The sequence below is a fragment of the Streptomyces sp. NPDC037013 genome, from assembly GCF_055607265.1.
Map to the genome: position 1 here is coordinate 104675 of NZ_JBVJRV010000008.1, position 15171 is coordinate 119845.

Below are 15171 nucleotides of genomic sequence, written 5' to 3' on the forward strand. Positions count from 1 at the left end.
CTACAGCCAGCCGCGCCGCTTGAACATCCGGTACAAAACGACCTCGAGGACGACCATCAGAAGGATCACCGCCGGGTAGGTCCACGCCCAGTGCAGCTCCGGCATGTGGTCGAAGTTCATGCCGTAGATGCCCGCGATCATGGTGGGGACCGCGGCCATGGCCGCCCACGCCGAGATCTTCCGCATGTCGTCGTTCTGCCGGACGCTCATCTGCGCCAGGTGCGCGGAGAGGATGTCCGACACCAGCCGGTCCAGGCCCTCCACGGATTCGTTGACGCGCGTCAGATGGTCGTTGACGTCCCGGAAGAAAGGCTGCGCCGTCTCGTCCACGAAGGGCACCGAGGACCCGTAGGGGCCCGCTCCGGAGAGGCGTGCCACGGGCAGCGCCAGCGGTCCGGTCGCCCGGCGGAACTCCAGGATCTGCCGCTTGAAGGTGTAGATCCGCGACGCCGTGTTCCGGGAGCCGCTGCCGCCCTCCGGAGAGAAGACCTCCGCCTCCAGGACCTCCAGGTCGGCCTGCAACTCGTCGGCGACCTCCAGATAGTGGTCCACGGAGGCGTCGGCGATCGAGTACATGACCGCCGTCGGGCCGTGCCGCAGGAGATCGGGGTCGGCCTCCAGGCGGTGGCGCACAACGCCGAGGGGTGCGCCCTCGCCGTGGCGGACGGTCACCACGAACGAGTCGCCCATGAAGATCATGACCTCGCCGGAGGAGACGGTGTCGCTGTCCGCCTCGTACACGACCGGCTTGAGCACCATGAACAGCGAGTCGTCGTAGATCTCCAGCTTGGGCCGCTGGTGGGCCTTGAGGGCGTCCTCCACCGCCAGCGGGTGCAGCCCGAACTCCTGGCTGACCTTGTCGAACTCCTTCTCCGTCGGTTCGTGCAGCCCGATCCACACGAACGCGTCACCCGACCCTCTGGCCTCGCCGAGGGCATCGGAGAAGTCCTCGGGGCCCTCGGTGCGGCGGCCCTCTCGGTAAATGGCACAGTCGACGATCACACCGCGCATTCTTCCCAGCCCACCCGGGTACCGCACCCCCGCGGCCGCTTAGGCTGATCCGCATGCCCACGCTGATCCTCGTCCGGCACGGACGCTCCACCGCCAACACCGCCGGCCTGCTCGCCGGGTGGACCCCCGGCGTGGCCCTCGACGAGCGGGGCGCCGCACAGGCCGCCGCGCTGCCCGCACGGCTCGCCGGGCTGCCGCTGGCCGAGGTCGTCACGAGCCCCTTGCAGCGCTGCCGGGAGACCGTGGCGCCGCTGCTCGCCGCCCGGCCCGGCCTCCAGGCGCAGACGGAGGACCGCATCGGGGAGTGCGACTACGGCGACTGGTCGGGCCGCAAGCTCGCCGAACTCGCCGACGAACCGCTGATGGAGGTCGTCCAGCGGCATCCGTCCGCCGCCGCGTTCCCCGGCGGCGAGTCGATGCGGGCCATGCAGACGCGGGCGGCCGAGGCGGTCCGCGAGTGGAACGCGCGCGTGGAGCGCGAGCACGGCGAGGACGCCATGTACCTCATGTGCTCGCACGGCGACATCATCAAGTCCCTGGTCGCCGAGGCCCTCGGCCTCCACCTCGACCTCTTCCAGCGGATCTCCGTGGAGCCCTGCTCCGTGACCGTCATCCGCTACACCCGGCTGCGGCCCTTCCTCGTCCGGCTCGGGGACACCGGTGACTTCGCCTCGCTCGCGCCGCGCGAGGAGCCGCCGGGCGCCGACGCCACCGTGGGGGGCACTGCGGGCGCACCGTGATCGTCACGCGCAGTAGGGTGAGGCGGGCCGAGACGGCCCCCGCAGCCCGTTCGCAGCCGTCCGGCCGTCGTGGCGGAGCCGTCACGACACCCATACCTTGCAGTCGATCAATGGAGACAGGACGTGTCCCGTCAGGTGTTCCTCTACGACCCGCCGGAGCGCTTCGTCGCGGGAACGGTCGGGCTGCCCGGACGGCGTACCTTCTTCCTCCAGGCCTCCGCGGGGGTCCGGGTGACCAGCGTCGCCCTGGAGAAGACCCAGGTGGCCGCCCTCGCCGAGCGCATGGAGGAACTCCTCGACGAGGTCGTGCGCCGCAGCGGGGGCAGCGCCGCGGTGCCCGCCGTCGCCCCTTCCGAGGTCACCGACAGCGCGCCGCTCGACTCGCCCGTCGAGGAGGAGTTCCGCGTCGGCACGATGGCGCTCGCCTGGGACGGCGAGGAGGAGCGCATGATCGTCGAGGCCCAGGCGCTCGTCGAGCTGGACGCCGACACCGAGGACGACCTGGCGGCGGCGGAGGAAAGGCTCCTGCAGGACGAGGAGAACGGCCCGCCGATGCTCCGCGTCCGCCTCACCGGGGCGCAGGCCCGCGCCTTCGCCAAGCGGGCCCTGGACGTGGTGAACGCGGGCCGCCCGCCGTGCCCCCTGTGCAGCCTCCCGCTCGACCCGGAAGGACACGTATGCCCGCGCCAGAACGGATACCGGCGGGGAGCGTGAACGACGCCGTGGCGCTCCTCACCCACGGGGAGCTGACCGTGCGCGGGCGGATCCGCGAGGCCTCGAACGCGGTGCTCTACTGCACGGTCGCGTACGAGGGCCAGGAGGCCGCCTGCGTCTACAAGCCCGTCGCCGGGGAGCGCCCCCTGTGGGACTTCCCCGACGGCACGCTCGCCCAGCGCGAGGTCGCCGCCTACGAGGTGTCGCTGGCCACCGGCTGGGACCTGGTGCCGCCCACCGTGCTGCGCGAAGGGCCGCACGGCGAGGGCATGTGCCAGCTGTGGATCGAGGGCTCGGACGGCGCCGGGCTGCTCGCCCTGGTCGACGGCGAGGAGCCCGGACAGGGCTGGAAAGCCGTCGGTTTCGCGCGCGTCGACGAGGACCGCACGGCGCTCCTCGTGCACGCGGACGACGAGCGGCTGCGCCGCCTCGCCGTCCTCGACGCGGTGATCAACAACAGCGACCGCAAGGGCGGCCATCTGCTGACCGCGGGGGACCGGCTCTACGGCATCGACCACGGCGTGACCTTCCACGCCGAGAACAAGCTGCGGACGCTGCTGTGGGGCTGGGCGGGGGAGCCGCTGACCGGTGAGGCCGTCGAGGTCCTGACGGGCCTGCGGGACGGGCTCAAGGAGGGCGGCGCGCTGGCCGAGCGGCTCGCCGGGCTGATCACGCCCGTGGAGGTCGACGCGGTGCGCGCGCGGGTGGCGGCGCTGCTGCACTCCCGGCGCCACCCGGAGCCGAGCGGCGACTGGCCGCCGATTCCCTGGCCCCCGGTGTAGCCGGCGCCCAGGAATGGCCGGTTCCGCCGTCCGGGGCGCCCGGAACACCCCTCCGGGAGCCGCGAGAGTGCGCCCGCGGCCACCGATCCGTTGATCCCCACTCGTATCCCCACTCGTATACGGACGCCCCGTCCGGTTAGGCTCAGGGCATGCATGCCTGGCCCGCTTCTGAGGTCCCCGCCCTTCCCGGCAAGGGCCGCGACCTCCGGATCCACGACACCGCGACCGGTGGACTCGTCACCCTTGACCCCGGTCCCGTCGCCCGTATCTACGTCTGCGGCATCACCCCGTACGACGCGACCCACATGGGTCACGCGGCGACCTACAACGCGTTCGACCTCGTGCAGCGCGTGTGGCTCGACACCAAGCGGCAGGTTCACTACGTCCAGAACGTGACCGACGTGGACGACCCGCTCCTGGAACGCGCCAACCGCGACGGAAAGGACTGGGTCGAGCTCGCCGAGGGCGAGACCGCCCTGTTCCGCGAGGACATGACCGCGCTGCGGCTCCTGCCCCCGCAGCACTACATCGGAGCCGTCGAGGCGATACCCGGCATCGTGCCGCTCGTCGAACGCCTCCGGGACCTGGGCGCCGCCTATGACCTGGAGGGCGACACCTACTTCTCCGTCGAGTCCGACGCCCACTTCGGGGAGGTGTCCGGGCTCGACGCGGCCGCCATGAAGCTGCTCTCCGCCGAGCGCGGCGGCGACCCGGACCGCCCCGGCAAGAAGAACCCGCTCGACCCGATGCTCTGGATGGCGGCCCGCGAGGGCGAGCCGAGCTGGGACGGCGGCACCCTGGGCCGCGGCCGGCCCGGCTGGCACATCGAGTGCGTGGCCATCGCCCTGGACCACCTGGGCATGGGCTTCGACGTGCAGGGCGGCGGCTCCGACCTCGCCTTCCCGCACCACGAGATGGGCGCCTCCCACGCCCAGGCCCTCACCGGCGAGTACCCCTTCGCCAAGGCCTACGTCCACGCCGGCATGGTCGCCCTGGACGGCGCGAAGATGTCCAAGTCCAAGGGCAACCTCGTCTTCGTCTCCAAGCTGCGGCGCGACGGGGTCGACCCGGCCGCCATCCGCCTCGCCCTCCTCGCGCACCACTACCGCGCGGACTGGGAGTGGACGGACGCCGTCCTCGACGAGGCCGTCGAGCGGCTCGGCCGCTGGCGCGCGGCCGTCTCCCGCCCCGACGGGCCGTCCGCCGAGGCGCTCGTCGAGGAGATGCGGGACGCCCTCGCGAACGACCTGGACGCGCCGTCGGCCCTCGCGGCCGTCGACCGCTGGGCCGCCCGCCAGGCCGCCGACGGCGGTACGGACGAGTCGGCGCCCGGCGTCGTGTCGCGCGCCGTCGACGCGCTGCTCGGCGTGGCCCTGTAACGGCTGCCCGTGGACGCGGGCCCGCCCCCGTGCGCGGGGCGGGCCGCACCACCGCCGCCCGACCGAGAACGGGCCGCTCCGGAAATCCAGGAGCGGGCCAGCAAAGTCCATGGCCACGGGGGCTCTTGAGGCGCTAGACCTCCGCCATGAGATCTTCCACGCGCTTCAGACCGGCGGTCGCGGCCGCCCTGCTGGGCCTCCTCGTGGCGTTCGCCGGGCCCGGCGGCGGCTCCGCGCGGGCCGCCGACGAGCCCGCGACCACGGTCGGCGACGTCACCGGCTTCGACGCCGACGGGCCCGTCTACCACCTGAGAGCGGGCGAGGCCGAGGCCCGCGTCTCCTTCGTCTCCCGGGAGACCTTCCGGCTCGAACTCGCCCCGGACGGGAAGTTCACCGACCCCACGGGCAAGGACATCGTCCTGCCGCAGGGCAAGGCGCCCCGCACCAAGTGGCGGGAGAAGAGCGACCGTTACGAGCTGAGCACCTCCGAGGTGACGCTGCGCGCCTACAAGTCGCCGCTGCGCTTCGCCCTGTACCGGGCCGACGGCAGCCGGGTGTGGGCCGAGACCAAGGGCCTGTCCTGGACCAAGGACGCCACCACGCAGAGCCTGGCGCGCGGCGCCGACGAGCAGTTCTACGGCGCCGGGATGCAGAACGGCCGCGGCAACACCTCGCACCGCGGCAAGAAGGTCGAGGTGAGCGTCGACTACGAGTGGGACGACGGCGGCCACCCCAACTCCGTGCCGTTCTACCTCTCTTCGGCCGGGTACGGCGTCTTCCGCAACACCTACGCCCCCAACACCTATGACTTCGCCGAGCCGGTGACCGCCACCGCGAAGGAACAGCGCTTCGACGCCTACTACTTCGCCGGGCGCGGCGACGACGCCGCCAAGGACGTCATCGGGCAGTACACGAAGCTCACCGGCAAGCCCTTCATGCCGCCCGTCTACGGCATGGAGATCGGCGACGCCGACTGCTACCTCCACAACGCCAACCGCGGCGAGCGCCACACCCTGGACGCCCTGAAGGTCGCCGACGGCTACGTCGAGCACGACATGCCCAACGGCTGGATGCTCGTCAACGACGGCTACGGCTGCGGCTACGAGAACCTCGCCGAGACCTCCAAGGGCCTGGCCGAGCGGAAGATGAGGATGGGCCTGTGGACCGAGGACGGCCTCGACAAGATCGCCGAACAGGTCAGGGCGGGCCAGCGCGTCGCCAAGCTGGACGTCGCCTGGGTCGGCGACGGCTACAAGAAGGCCCTGGACGGCTGCAAGGACGCCTACCAGGGCATCGAGGAGAACAGCGACGCCCGCGGCTTCACTTGGGCCCCCGAGAGCTGGTCCGGGGCGCAGCGCTGCGGCGTGCAGTGGTCGGGCGACCAGAGCGGCAGCTGGGAGTACATCCGCTGGCAGATCCCGACGTACGCCGGGTCCACCATGTCCGGCATGGCGTACACCACCGGTGACGTCGACGGCATCTTCGGCGGCAGCCCCAAGACGTACGTACGCGATCTGCAGTGGAAGATGTTCCTGCCCGTCACGATGACCATGGACGGCTGGGCCGCCAGCGACAAGCAGCCCTTCCGGCAGGGCGAGCCCTACACCTCCATCAACCGCAAGTACCTCAAGCTGCACGAGTCGCTGCTGCCCTACCTCTACTCGTACGCCCACGAGGCGACCAAGACCGGTGTGGGCGCCGTCCGGCCGCTGGCCCTGGAGTACCCCCATGACCCCAAGGCCGCGACCGACGCCGCCAAGTACGAGTTCCTGACCGGCGAGGACTTCCTCGTCGCGCCCGTGTACAAGGACACCACCACCCGCGACGGCATCTATCTGCCCAAGGGCACCTGGACCGACTACTGGACCGGGCGCACCTACCAGGGGCCGACCACGGTCGACGGCTACGGCGCGCCCCTGGACACGCTGCCGCTCTTCGTCAAGGGCGGCGCGAGCGTGCCGATGTGGCCCGGCGGCATACGCTCCTACCAGGACCGCACCGCCGACTCGCCGCTCGCCTGGGACATCTACCCGCAGGGCCGGTCCTCCTTCGAGCTGTACGAGGACGACGGCGTCACCCGGCAGCACCGCGACGGCAAGTACGCGACGCAGCGCGCGGACGTGCGGGCACCGCGCTCGGGCGCGGGTGACGTGAGCGTGCGGATCGGCGCGAGCGAGGGCGAGTTCGAGGGGAAGCAGCGCAGCAGGCCCTACGCGTTCACGCTCCACACCGGCGACGCGCCGAGCCAGGTCCGCCTCGACGGACACCGGCTGCCGCGGCTCACGTCGAAGAGCGCATACGACGATGCCCGGCAGGGCTGGTACTACGACCGGGACGACCGCGGCGGCGTCGTGCGGGTCAAGACCGCGTCCCTGCGCACCGACCGCCCCTTCCAGCTGACGCTCGACGACGCCAGCGCCGTCGGCGGCGCCGTGCCCGGCGCGAACGCCGCGGTGAGCGTCCCCGCTGGCCAGGAGCTCGGCGCGGGCACCCCCGGCAAGGTCGCCGTCGACGTCACGGCCGGCACCAAGGACGCCACCGGCGTCGACGTCACCCTGGACGCCCCGCGGGGGTGGACCGTCACCGCCGCACGGGCCGACCGCATCCCGGCCGGCGCCACGCGCCGTGTCGAACTCGCCGTGACCCCGGCCAAGGACGCGCAACCGGGCGACCTGCCGCTCACCGCGACCGCCCGGTACCGCTCCGCGGGCCAGGACCGCACCGCCACCGGCCGGTTCGCGCTCGGCGTGATGCCCGAGGCACCCGGCAAGGACACCTGGGCCAGTGACATGGCGTGGCTGAAGTCGACCAACGGCTACGGCCCCGCCGAACGCGACCGCAGCAACGGCGAATCGGGCGCCGGCGACGGCCGGACACTGACCCTCGCGGGCAAGACGTACGAGAAGGGGATCGGCACGCACGCCGACTCCGTCATCGAGGTCTATCCGGGCGGCCGCTGCACGAAGCTGACCGCGGACGTCGGCATCGACGACGAGATCAACGGCTACGGGGAGGTGGCCTTCTCCGTCGAGGCCGACGGCAAGGTGCTGTGGACCTCGCCGAAGGTGACGGGTGCCTCGGCGACCGTGCCGGTCGACGTCGACGTGCGCGGCGCCCGGCACGTCCAGCTGAAGGTGACCGATACCAACGGCTCCAAGAGCGGGGACCACGCGGACTGGGCCGCGGCCAAGTTCGCCTGCGCGTAACGGAGTCGTGGCGGCGCCGGGCGGATCGTGATCCGTCCGACGCCGCCCCTTTCGGCCGTGCTGGAGTGGCGGAAACCCTCAGTCGTCCGAGGAATCCGCGGCGCCGGAGTCGTCCCCGTCGCTCTCATTCTCCGTGCCCTGCCCGGGGCGCTGGGTGGGCTTCGGCTTCGGGGGCCGGGTGCGGTCGCTGGGTGCGTCCCGCAGATAGGCCCCGCCGTCGCCGCCGTCCCTGCGCCGCAGATACCGCTCGAACTCGCGGGCGATGGCCTCGCCGGAGGCCTCCGGCAGCTCCGCGGTGTCCCGCGCCTCCTCCAGCGACTGGACGTACTCCGCGACCTCGCTGTCCTCGGCCGCCAGCTGGTCCACGCCCACCTGCCAGGCGCGCGCGTCCTCCGCCAGCTCGCCCAGCGGGATGCGCAGGTCGATCAGGTCCTCAAGGCGGTTGAGGAGCGCCAGCGTGGCCTTCGGGTTGGGCGGCTGCGACACGTAGTGCGGGACGGCCGCCCAGAGGCTGACGGCGGGCACGCCCGCGTGCGTGCACGCCTCCTGGAGGATGCCGACGATGCCCGTCGGACCCTCGTACTTCGTCTCCTCCAGGTCCATGGTGCGCGCCAGGTCCGGGTCGGACGTGACGCCGCTGACCGGGACGGGGCGGGTGTGCGGGGTGTCGCCGAGCAGCGCCCCCATGATCACCACCAGCTCGACGCCCAGCTCGTGCGCGAAGCCCAGGAGCTCGTTGCAGAACGAGCGCCAGCGCATGGACGGCTCGATGCCCCGCACCAGGACCAGGTCGCGCGGCTTGTCGCCGCCGACACGGACCACCGAGAGCCGGGTCGTCGGCCACGTGATCTTGCGCACTCCGCCGTCCAGCCAGACCGTCGGCCGGTTGACCTGGAAGTCGTAGTAGTCCTCGGCGTCCAGCGCCGCGAACACCTCGCCCTTCCACTCCTTGTCGAGGTGCGCGACCGCGGCGGAGGCGGCGTCGCCGGCGTCGTTCCAGCCCTCGAACGCGGCCACCATGACCGGGTCGACCAGCTCGGGAACCCCCTCGAGCTCGATCACCCAGGCCTCCTTCCGACGTTCCCTTGCGTACCCCCCAACCTTACGGCGTCGGCGGGGTCCCTCCGCAGCCCCCTTGCGTGGGGGAGTGCGTGATCACTGCCCACGTCAGGGCCGGGGAAACGGTCGTTTCGGGCGGTGTGGGGCGGTGCCTTCCCGGCGCCCCCGCCGGGCCTTCACGCAGGGCAGCGGGACGGTGTCAGAGCGTGGAGCGCAGCCACTGCTCGACGCTGGCGATGTGCACCGTCGCCCACGACCTGGCCGCCTCGGCGTCGCGGTCCCGCAGCGCGGCGAGGATCGCCCGGTGCTCGTGCAGCGTGCGGCTGACGGCGTCCTCCTGGGTCAGGCCGCGCCACACGCGCGCCCGGGTGGTGGGCCCGGAGAGGCCGTCGAGCAGGGAGCACAGGACGGAGTTGCCGGACGACCGGACGATGCGGCGGTGGAACTCCAGGTCGCAGGCGACCAGCTCCTCCACGGACGGCGCGGCCCCGAGCGCGTCCAACTGCTCGGTGAGCGAGTCGAGTTCGCGGTCGGTGAGGTGGGCGCAGGCCATCGCCGTGGCGGCCGGCTCCAGGATGCGGCGCACCGCGAGGAACTCCAGGACCGTGTCGTCGCGGTGGAAGTCGACGACGAAACTCAGCGCCTCCAAAAGGAGTTGGGGGTCCAGGCTGGTGACGTACGTGCCGTCGCCCTGGCGGACGTCGAGGATGCGGATCAGGGCGAGGGCGCGCACCGCCTCGCGCAGGGAGTTGCGCGAAAGGCCCAGTCCGGCGGCGAGTTCGCTCTCCTTGGGCAGCCGGTCGCCGGGGCGCAGGGCGCCCGAGACGATCATTCCCTTGATCTTCTCGATGGCCTCGTCGGTGACAGCCATGGGGGCCTCGCCTCACCAGTCAAAGTGTCCGAAAGACATCCGATGTATCAGGCGATTATGGTCCCGCCACACGCCCGGCCGCAGAGATGTGGCGGGATTGGCCCGGGGCCCGCGGGCTCCCGGGTGCGGCCGTCAGCCGAAGCGTTCGATCCTGATCCGGTCCACCGGCTGGCCGCCGTCCACCAGAAGGCGCGAGGCGTGCTCCGCGAAGCCGTTGGAGCCGCAGATGTACGCCTCCCAGCCGCCCTCTGGCCGCCCCGCACCGCTGAGGAACGGCGCCAAGTGGGCCGCGTTCAGGCGCCCTTCGGAGCGGGTCAGGACGACGGTGGTCTCCTCGGCGTACTCGTCCGCGTAGATCAGGTCCTCCCGCGTGCGCGCCGAGACGATCAGCCGCAGCGGCACGTCGAGCCCCGCGAGACGGCGGTGCCGGACCATCGACATCAGCGGCACCACGCCCGAACCGGCCCCGAGCAGCAGCGCGGGACGGTCGCCGGGCCAGGCGAAGAACCCGGCGAGCGGCCCGCGCACCTCGACCGTGTCACCGACCCGCGCCACGGTGTGCAGGTGCCCCGACACCTCGCCGTCTCGCACGTGGTCGAGGGTCAGCTCGATCTCCCCGCTGCCGTCGGGCGCGGAGGCGATCGAGTAGTGCCGCTGGGCGACGTAACCGTCCTCGGCGGTGAGCCGCAGCATCAGGTGCTGACCCGGCACGTGCCCCTCCCACTCGGGCACCTTCAGGCGGAACGTCGAGACGAGCGGGGTCTCGCGGCGGATCTCCACGAGGGAGGCGCGCTGCCACACCGCCGCCGACCGGCTGCTCACGTCGATGCGGCCGGGCACGGCGAACGCCGTCGGCGGCACGAAGGGCGCCGCCGCGGGGGAGTCGAAGGGTTCAGTCACCGGAGTAGCGCTCCTCGGCCCACGGGTCGCCCCGGTGGTGGTAGCCGTTCTGCTCCCAGAAGCCCGGTTCGTCGCGGTCGGTGAGGCGTAGCCCCGCGATCCACTTGGCGCTCTTCCAGAAGTAGCGGTGGGGGACGATCAGGCGGGCCGGGCCGCCGTGCTCGGGCGGCAGCGGCGCGTCGCCGTACTCCCACACGATCCACGCCTTGCCGCCCATCACGTCGGCGAGCGGCAGGTTCGAGGTGTAGCCGGTGTGGGCGTACGCGATGACGTGCGTGGCCGCGGCGAGCGGGCGGGCCTTCGCCAGGAACGAGTCCAGGCTCACCCCGCCGAACCGCACCCCGAACTTGGACCAGCTCGTCACGCAGTGGATGTCGCCCCGGTACTCGGCGGCGGGCAGCTCGTGCGCCTCGTCCCAGCTCCACGTCCGGGGGGCGGCGACGAGGCCGTCGACGCGGAACGTCCAGTCGGCGGCGGCCAGCCTCGGCGTCACCTCGGCGGAGAGGACGGGCCAGGTGTCGCGCGCGTCGTACTGGCCGGGCGGCAGCCGCGGGTCGCGGTCGGCGGCGCGGGCACGGCCGGTGAAGCCGCGCGTCGGTTCGAATCCGGCACCCGTGGTCATACGGCGCTCGTCTCCGGGTGCGCGGCGGCTGCTGCGGTCAGCTCCCGCAGGACGGCCGGCTCGTCGAGGGTGAGCAGGGCGCGGTCGCGCATGAGGACGCGGCCGTCCACCACGGTGTCCCGGACGTCGGCGGCCGCCGCCGCGTACGCCAGCGTCGACCAGGGGTCGTGCCGGGGCGCCAGGTGCGGGCGCGCCAGGTCGAGGACGATCAGGTCGGCGCGCTTGCCCGCCTCCAGGGACCCCAGCTCGTCGCCTAGCCCGAGGGCCCGCGCCGACTCGACGGTGGCCATGCGCACGGCCTGTTCGGCGCCGACCGCCGTGGGGTCGCCGCCCGCCTTGTGGACGAGCGCGGCGACCGTGACCGCGCCGAGCAGGTCCAGCGTGTTGGAGCTCACCGCGCCGTCTGTGCCGAGGCCCACCGTGACGCCCGCGTCGAGCAGCTCCGGCACGCGCGCGATGCCGCAGCCCAGCTTCAGGTTCGACACCGGGCAGTGCGCGACGGCGGTCCCGGTCCGGGCCAGCGTGGCGATCTCCGCGTCGGTGAGGTCGACGGCGTGGGCGAGCAGCGTGTCGGGGCCGAGGACGCCGAGGGAGTCGAGCAGCTCCACCGGGCGCATGCCGTGCTGCTCGGTGACGGTCGCCACCTCACCCGCGTTCTCGGCGGCGTGCAGGTGCAGCAGCGCGCCGTGCTCACGCGCCAGCGCGGCGATCGCCGTCAGCTGTTCGGGACTCAGGGTGTACGCGGAGTGCGCGAAGACGACCGGGCGGGTGCCCGGCGCCGGCGTACGGGCCGCCAGGTCGGCGGCCGCCCAGCCGAGCCGCTCGGCGTAGGGGCGGCCGTCCGGCGGGCCCGGCACGTCCATGAACGTCGGGCCGGTGAGCAGCCGCCAGCCGGCCTCACGGGCCGCGGCCTCGGCGGCCTCGTGGAACCAGTACATGTCGAGCGCGGTCGTCACCCCGCCGCGCACGGACTCGGCGATGGCGCCCCGGATCCCCGCCGTCACCGTCTCCGGCGTGAGCAGTGCGGCCTCGCGCGGGATCACCCTGGCCAGGAAGCCCTGCAGCGTGAGGTCGTCGGCGATGCCGCGCAGCAGCGTCATCGCGAGGTGGGTGTGGGTGTTGATGAGGCCCGGCAGGACGAGGCAGCCCCGCGCGTCGATCTCCTCGGCCGCCTCGTACGCGGCGCGCAGCCGCTCCGCGGGCCCCACCTCGACGACGCGGCCCCGGCGGACGGCGACCGCCCCGTCCGCCACGACGGTGCCCGCGGCGTCGACGGTCAGTACGTCGCCGCCGTGCACCAGCAGGTCGATGGAGCCGCCGCGGTCCTGGGCCGGCAGGTCGGTCGGATGCATCGGGGTCGCGCTCTCCCTGGTCGTTCGCGGTCGTTCGTCGTTCAGTGCTCGGCCCGGTCCGTGGCCGAGGCCAGCAGACGCAGCGCGTCCAAGGCTATCCGGGCGCCCCGGGCGACCCCGTCGGCCACCACGTCGCGGTGCGGGTCGTACCCGCCGGTGGCGGCCTCGTCGACGAGTTCGTCGGCGTTCGCGCCGTCCACGACCAGCGCGCCGCCCGCGGTCAGGCCGTGCGTGGCGGCGAAGACGTAGAGCGCCGCCAGCTCCATCTCGATCGCGGCGATCCCGGCCCGCGCGTACGCCTCGCCGGGCAGCGGCAGGAAGCCCGGCTGGAACGCGGCCCGCGTCCACACCACACCCCGGTGGTACGGCGCGCCGGCCGCCCGCGCGGCCCGCTGCAGCGCGATGACCGCCTCCGGCGCGGAGAACGCCGGGTACTCGGCGGGGATCAGCTGCTGCGTCACCCCGTCGTCGCGCACCGCCGCGTCCGCGATGACCAGGTCCCCGTCGCGGATGCCGGCCCGGATCGCGCCCGCGGTACCGAGCCGGATCATGGTGCGCACGCCCGCCTCGGCCAGCTCCTGGAAGAGGAGCAGCGCCCCGGGGGCGCCGACGCCGTGCGAGGCGACGACGACGTCCGTCCCCTGCCAGCTGCCCGTGAAGGTGCGGTACTCGCGGTGGTACGACACCTCCTTGGCGTCGGACAGGAGGCCGGCGACGGCGGCCGCGCGGCCCGGGTCGCCGACGACCACCGCCCGTGCGGGCAGGCCGGTGCGGGGGACGCGGGTGATGGGCAGCGCGTCGGATGGCGGCGTCTGGGGAGAACTCACGCGGGTGATCGTACGCAGCGCCGGGCACGGCGAAGGGGCGGCCCCCCGGGGGGAACCGCCCCTTGCCCGCGCGCTCGTACGAGCGGTGTGTCTCAGGCCTTCTTGCCCAGCAGGTCCTCGACCTTGGCGCGGACCCCGTCCGTGGCGAGGCCGCGGATCGTCAGCGTCGTGCGGCGGCGCAGCACGTCGTCCGCGGTCTCGGCCCACTCGTGGTCGCGGGCGTAGACGACCTGGGCCCAGATCTCCGGGGCGTCCGGGTGGACGCGCTCGGCGAGCTCCGGGTTCTCGTTCGCCAGGCGGGCGATGTCGAAGGAGAGCGAACCGTAGTGCGTCGCCAGGTGCTTGGCGGTGTCGGCGGCCATGCGCGGGCCCGGCGCGGGGCCGTCCACGAGCAGGCGGTGCGCGACGGCGCGCGGGTTGGCGATGCCGGGCAGCGGCAGCTTCTTCGGCAGCTCGGAGATGGGCTCGTAGTCGTCGCCGAGCGGGTGCCCCGGGAGGGACTCCAGCTTCTTCATCACCGTACGGCCGATGTGGCGGAAGGTCGTCCACTTGCCGCCGGCGACCGACAGCATGCCGCCGGCGCCCTCGGTGACGACCGTCTCGCGCTTGGCCTTCGAGGTGTCGCCGGGGCCGCCGGGCAGCACCCGAAGACCCGCGAAGGAGTACGTGATCAGGTCGCGCGACAGCTGCTGGTCGCGGATGGAGAAGGCGGCCTCGTCCAGGATCTGGGCGGTGTCGGCCTCGGTGACCCGCACGTCTGCCGGGTCGCCCTCGAACTCCTCGTCCGTGGTGCCGAGCAGCAGCATGTCCTCCCAGGGGAGGGCGAAGGTGATGCGGTACTTGTCGATCGGGGTGGCCAGCGCGGCCTTCCACGGCGCGGTGCGCTTGAGGACCAGGTGCGCGCCCTTGGAGAGGCGGATGGAGGGCGCGGCGGCCGGGTTCTCCATCTTGCGCAGGTGGTCCACCCACGGGCCGGTCGCGTTGAGCACCAGTCGGGCGTTGACGCCGAACTCGTCGCCGCTCGTGCGGTCCTTGAGCTCCGCGCCCGTGACCCGGCCCTTGGTGAAGCGCAGGCCGGTGACCTCGGCGTGGTTGAGGACGACCGCGCCGGCCTCGACGGCCGCGCGGACCGTCATCAGCGCCATGCGGGCGTCGTTCATCTGGTCGTCGCCGTAGACCGCGACGGCCTTCAGGTTGTCCGTGCGCAGCTCCGGCACGTCCTGCGCGGCCTTCGACGGCGACAGGAGGTGGCCGACGCCGTCACCGAAGGCGGAGAGCGCGCTGTAGGCGAAGACGCCCGCGCCGAGCTTGGCGGCGCCGTGCGGGCCGCCCTTGTAGACCGGCAGGTAGAAGGTGAGCGGGTTCGCCAGGTGGGGGGCGACCTGACGCGACACCGCGCGACGCTCGAAGTGGTTCTCCGCGACCAGCTTCACCGCGCCGGTCTGCAGGTAGCGCAGACCGCCGTGGAGCAGCTTGGAGGAGGCGGAGGAGGTGGCGCCGGCGAAGTCGCCGGCGTCCACCAGGGCCACCCGCAGTCCCGACTGCGCGGCATGCCAGGCGGTGGAGATGCCCAGGATCCCGCCGCCGATCACCAGGAGGTCGTACGTCGCCTTGGAAAGCTGCTCCCGGGTCTCGGCGCGGCTCTGGTGCGAACCGGCGGCCGGATGCGTCCCGAGGGCAGGGACGCTCTGCAGGGTGGTCATGTGTC

Annotated in this window: 13 protein-coding genes; 5 read left to right on the forward strand and 8 right to left on the reverse strand. The window is 73.0% G+C overall.

Going from position 1 to position 15171, the window contains the following annotated elements:
• On the reverse strand, window positions 1-1002 hold the full coding sequence (gene corA / locus ACZ7DY_RS28870) for a magnesium/cobalt transporter CorA (protein ID WP_471140179.1): 1002 nt from the start codon (window positions 1000-1002) through the stop codon (window positions 1-3).
• A 62-nt stretch (window positions 1003-1064) separates the two neighbouring features.
• Here corA and ACZ7DY_RS28875 point away from each other — a divergent pair, with 62 nt between their 5' ends.
• The 5 genes from ACZ7DY_RS28875 to ACZ7DY_RS28895 all read left to right on the forward strand — a co-directional run bounded on the left by ACZ7DY_RS28875 (window position 1065) and on the right by ACZ7DY_RS28895 (window position 7832).
• On the forward strand, window positions 1065-1751 hold the full coding sequence (locus tag ACZ7DY_RS28875; RefSeq protein ID WP_471140182.1) for a histidine phosphatase family protein: 687 nt from the start codon (window positions 1065-1067) through the stop codon (window positions 1749-1751).
• Window positions 1752-1874: 123 nt separating this feature from the next.
• On the forward strand, window positions 1875-2465 hold the full coding sequence (locus ACZ7DY_RS28880) for a DUF3090 domain-containing protein (protein WP_471140184.1): 591 nt from the start codon (window positions 1875-1877) through the stop codon (window positions 2463-2465).
• Complete coding sequence (locus ACZ7DY_RS28885; RefSeq protein WP_471140187.1) at window positions 2429-3247, forward strand: SCO1664 family protein; 819 nt, start codon at window positions 2429-2431, stop codon at window positions 3245-3247. The genes ACZ7DY_RS28880 and ACZ7DY_RS28885 overlap by 37 nt, the downstream gene beginning before the upstream one ends.
• 149 nt (window positions 3248-3396) lie before the next feature.
• Window positions 3397-4626: a cysteine--1-D-myo-inosityl 2-amino-2-deoxy-alpha-D-glucopyranoside ligase gene (gene mshC / locus ACZ7DY_RS28890; protein WP_471140190.1), complete on the forward strand. Its 1230-nt coding sequence runs from the start codon at window positions 3397-3399 to the stop codon at window positions 4624-4626.
• Between the two features lie 146 nt (window positions 4627-4772).
• Entirely contained in the window at window positions 4773-7832 is a 3060-nt protein-coding gene (locus ACZ7DY_RS28895; RefSeq protein WP_471140192.1) for an NPCBM/NEW2 domain-containing protein, read from the forward strand.
• A 78-nt stretch (window positions 7833-7910) separates the two neighbouring features.
• Here ACZ7DY_RS28895 and ACZ7DY_RS28900 read toward each other — a convergent pair whose 3' ends face one another.
• From ACZ7DY_RS28900 to ACZ7DY_RS28930, 7 genes are all read right to left on the reverse strand, one after another.
• Complete coding sequence (locus tag ACZ7DY_RS28900; RefSeq protein WP_471140195.1) at window positions 7911-8894, reverse strand: PAC2 family protein; 984 nt, start codon at window positions 8892-8894, stop codon at window positions 7911-7913.
• Between the two features lie 196 nt (window positions 8895-9090).
• A complete protein-coding gene (locus tag ACZ7DY_RS28905; protein ID WP_471140198.1) occupies window positions 9091-9762 on the reverse strand; it encodes a FadR/GntR family transcriptional regulator in 672 nt (223 codons plus the stop codon).
• Between the two features lie 132 nt (window positions 9763-9894).
• Entirely contained in the window at window positions 9895-10662 is a 768-nt protein-coding gene (locus ACZ7DY_RS28910) for a ferredoxin reductase (protein WP_471140201.1), read from the reverse strand.
• The gene (locus ACZ7DY_RS28915; protein WP_471140204.1) at window positions 10655-11284 is read right to left on the reverse strand and encodes a sulfite oxidase-like oxidoreductase; all 630 of its coding nucleotides are present in this window, start codon (window positions 11282-11284) and stop codon (window positions 10655-10657) included. The genes ACZ7DY_RS28910 and ACZ7DY_RS28915 overlap by 8 nt, the downstream gene beginning before the upstream one ends.
• Window positions 11281-12636: an amidohydrolase gene (locus tag ACZ7DY_RS28920; protein ID WP_471140207.1), complete on the reverse strand. Its 1356-nt coding sequence runs from the start codon at window positions 12634-12636 to the stop codon at window positions 11281-11283. Before ACZ7DY_RS28920 ends, ACZ7DY_RS28915 begins: the two co-directional genes overlap by 4 nt.
• A gap of 41 nt (window positions 12637-12677) precedes the next feature.
• Window positions 12678-13463, reverse strand: coding sequence for a nucleoside phosphorylase (locus tag ACZ7DY_RS28925; protein ID WP_471140210.1), 786 nt, complete (start codon window positions 13461-13463; stop codon window positions 12678-12680).
• Window positions 13464-13555: 92 nt separating this feature from the next.
• On the reverse strand, window positions 13556-15166 hold the full coding sequence (locus ACZ7DY_RS28930) for a glycerol-3-phosphate dehydrogenase/oxidase (protein ID WP_471140212.1): 1611 nt from the start codon (window positions 15164-15166) through the stop codon (window positions 13556-13558).
• Window positions 15167-15171 lie beyond the last annotated feature (5 nt).